Origin of the sequence: Pseudoalteromonas sp. TAB23 (assembly GCF_000498075.1) — a bacterium.
GTDB lineage: Bacteria > Pseudomonadota > Gammaproteobacteria > Enterobacterales > Alteromonadaceae > Pseudoalteromonas > Pseudoalteromonas arctica.
In genome coordinates this window covers 1-3,290 of the sequence record NZ_AUTP01000177.1, presented here as the reverse complement: position 1 = coordinate 3,290, position 3,290 = coordinate 1, and the positions used below count along the sequence as shown (strand labels likewise).

At 44.6% G+C, this 3,290-nt stretch carries 2 protein-coding genes and 1 pseudogene; all 3 read right to left on the bottom strand.

Features of this window, described 5'->3' with window-relative positions; all coding sequences use genetic code 11:
- On the bottom strand, positions 1-1,279 hold a 1,279-nt coding region (locus L654_RS1000000128195; protein WP_225305732.1), incomplete at its 3' end, for an Ig-like domain-containing protein.
- Positions 1,280-1,381: 102 nt separating this feature from the next.
- A pseudogene (locus L654_RS1000000128190) lies at positions 1,382-2,344 on the bottom strand (Ig-like domain-containing protein); the annotation flags it as partial.
- Between the two features lie 329 nt (positions 2,345-2,673).
- Positions 2,674-3,290 (bottom strand): Ig-like domain-containing protein (locus L654_RS1000000126890; RefSeq protein WP_024607784.1); only part of this gene is annotated, 617 nt, incomplete at its 5' end.

The following is a 3,290-nucleotide window of genomic DNA, read 5'->3' as shown; positions in this document are numbered from 1 at the left end:
CGGCTAGGCCTAATAGCTCCCAATCACCATTTGCATCTGTGGTTACATCGTATGTTAAATCGAGTAAATCACCTGCAAGCTCTAGAGTAACCGTAACGGTTTTACCTTCGCCCAAATCAGATGTACCAGATAAAGAAACCAACTGACCTAATAGGAACGAAGGCACAATTGTTAGCTCTGGTCCCACGGTATCAACCTCACCACCGGTTTTATTGTCGACCGAAGTATTGCCCGCAGCATCGCTAATAGTTGCACTAACACTGTAAACACCGTCAGCTAAAATATTATTAGCAGCCGCTTGCCAGTCTCCATTGCCATCGGTTTGAACGGTCATTTGATGAGAAACTCCAGCAGAATCAGTAAAGGTAACAATAACGTTTGTATTTGCCTCGTTAGACGTACCTGTAATCAATGGAGTGCTATCTTGAGTTAGTATTAATGAACTTTGATTAATACTAATTTCAGGAGCAATTGTATCAATGGTTGCTGTATTTGTTGCGTCCCCGGTATTACCCGCGCTATCAGTAACAGAGACTTCAACTGAATAATCTCCTTGTGATAGAGAGCTAGTTGCCTCTACAGACCATACACCACCAGTTTGAACTGTTGTATTTACAGTATGCTCATTACCTTGTGCATCAGTGAATACCACTGCAACAGCATCACCCACATTGGCACCTGTCACACTTCCAGAAATACTTGGAGTTAGATCAGTACTTCCAACAATATCGCTAATAGTTACAACTGGCGCAGTTATATCAACTACCCCTGTAGTACTTGTGTTTACAGGGTTACCGGCAGTATCTGTGGTTGAAGCTGAAACCGTGTAAGCGCCCTCACTCAACTCTGTACTTGCAGCGACTGACCATGTGCCATTTGCACCAACCGTAGCATTAACCGTTTGCTCTGCACCTAAGCTATCAGTAATTAAAATAATAACTAATGCGCCTTGCGGTGCGGTTGTTGTGCCTGAAATTGTAGGCGTTGTATCATTTAAAGTTACAAGCGGAGTAATACTAAGCGTTGGCGCGGTTAAATCGATAACACCGCTACCTGTTGTATTACTCGTTAAGCCTCCTTCAGTCACACTTACCGAAACAGTAAACTCACCTTCAGGAAGAATACTTGTCGCATCAACACTCCAAATACCGCCTACTACCGTCGTAGTTACAGTATGTGAAACGTTATTAACGTCAGTTATAACGACTGTGATCACCGAGTTATCTATTGCACTACTTGTGCCTGATATTGCTGGTGTTTGATCGTTCGTATCAACCATTGTATTAATATTAATTGTAGGCGCATTGGTATTTAAAGTTGCGGTACTATTTGCAACTGATTCATTCCCTGCGGCATCAGTAACACTTGCAGAAACTGTAACTTCACCATCAGTCAGTGCATCTGTAATATCTACAGTCCAAGCACCACCTGCACCAACAACAGTTGTGTAAATCTCGGTACTATCTCCATCGGTCACAGTTACTGTAATACTCGTGTTTTCAGGTTCATTGGATGTGCCTGAAATAGTTGGCGTGCTGTCATTAATTGTACCTAATGCGTTTATAGTAATACTTGGTGCTTGAGTATCAATAAAGCTCGAGCCTGTATCCACACCTTGATTGCCAGCATCATCGGTAATACTTACCTCTACATCATAATTGCCATCTGGCAAGCTTGGCGCCGTAACTTGCCAATCGCCGTTAGCATCAACTATTGCGGTTAAAGTATGTATATCACCGTTGCTATCTGTAATAACTATATCGACCACCGTATCCTGTGGTTCAGTTGAAGTACCACTTATAACTGGTGTCTCAGTGTTAAATACAGTTATGTCATTAAGTACAATAACAGGTACTTGGGTATCAATTGTTAAATCAATTGTCGTGCTGCTGGTATTATTAGCGTCATCGGTAATACTTACTTGGGCCGTATAATCACCATCAACAAGTGCTACGGGGACATCTACTTGCCAATTGCCATCAGTACCCACTGTTGCTGTTAGTGTTTGCCCGCCGATAAGGATGGTTACATCAGCACCAATCTCATTACTCGTGCCTGAAATTGTAGGGGTTGTATCTATTGTCGCGTTAACTTCGTTCACAATTAATGTAGGAGCAACGCTATCTATTTCACCTTGAGTCTGCTGCGTTGTTAAATTACCAACACTGTCTCTAACCTCTGCAACAACGGTGTATTGACCTTGCGCTAGCTCTGCTGGTACATCTGCTGCCCAACTGCCATCGGCTTGAACAATCGCAGTAAACTCTTGGCTTTGCCCTGCACTATCGGTAACAGTCACGTCAATTACAGTGCCTTGCCCCATATCGGTGGTGCCGGTAATTACTGGGGTGCTATCATTCGATAAAGCATCAACACTAACGGTTAGTTCTGGCGCTACGTTATCAAAATCAAGCGTATTGACTGATGCAATATTACCTGCTGCATCAGTTGCTGTTGCAGTTACATAAGCAAGACTTAGTAAAGGTACTGTTATGTTTGCAAGCCCCCACGTACCATCAGGATTTGTTGTCGCTGTATAAGTTGCGCCAACTAACCCACCAACTAGGTACTCTGTAATAGTGATTACAGAGCCTCCCGGTAAATCAGAATCCCCCGAAAGAGAAACTAAATTACCTAATAAAAACGATGGAATAATTTCAAGATCCGGAGCGGTTATATCGACTTCGCCAGTGTCTGTACNGTATTGCCTGCAGCATCGGTGATGCTGGCGCTGACGCTGTAGTTCCCTTCGGCTAAATCAGTCGTTGGTGTCGCGCTCCAGTTACCGTTGATATCCGTTTGTACATCAATGATCTGAACTGAATTGGCAGCGTCGGTAAACGTAACGGTGATGGTACTGTTAGGTGCATCACTGCTACCCGTTACTGTTGGTGTGCTGTCGTTTGTTAATACTGGCGCATCTACACTCACACTTGGTGCTGTGGTATCAATGGTGCCGTTGCCTGTAATATCGGTGCTGTTGCCTGCTGCATCGCTGATGTTGGCGGTGATCGTGTATGGNCCTTCTGCCAGTGCAGTCGGTACTTCTATAGAGAAGTTGCCATCGGCATCCACAGTGGTCGTAAAGGTTTGTGTATTACCTTGATCGTCCACCACGGTGAAGTTAATAACCGTGCCTTCAACCGCATCGCTTGTGCCACTGAGTGTCGGGGTGATGTCGTTGCTTGAGCCTGGGCTGGTAAGTACAAGTGTAGGTGCGGTGGTGTCTACTTCGCCGGTGCCTGTAGCGGTGGTGTCATTGCCTGCTGCATCGCTCACGCTTGCGCTGA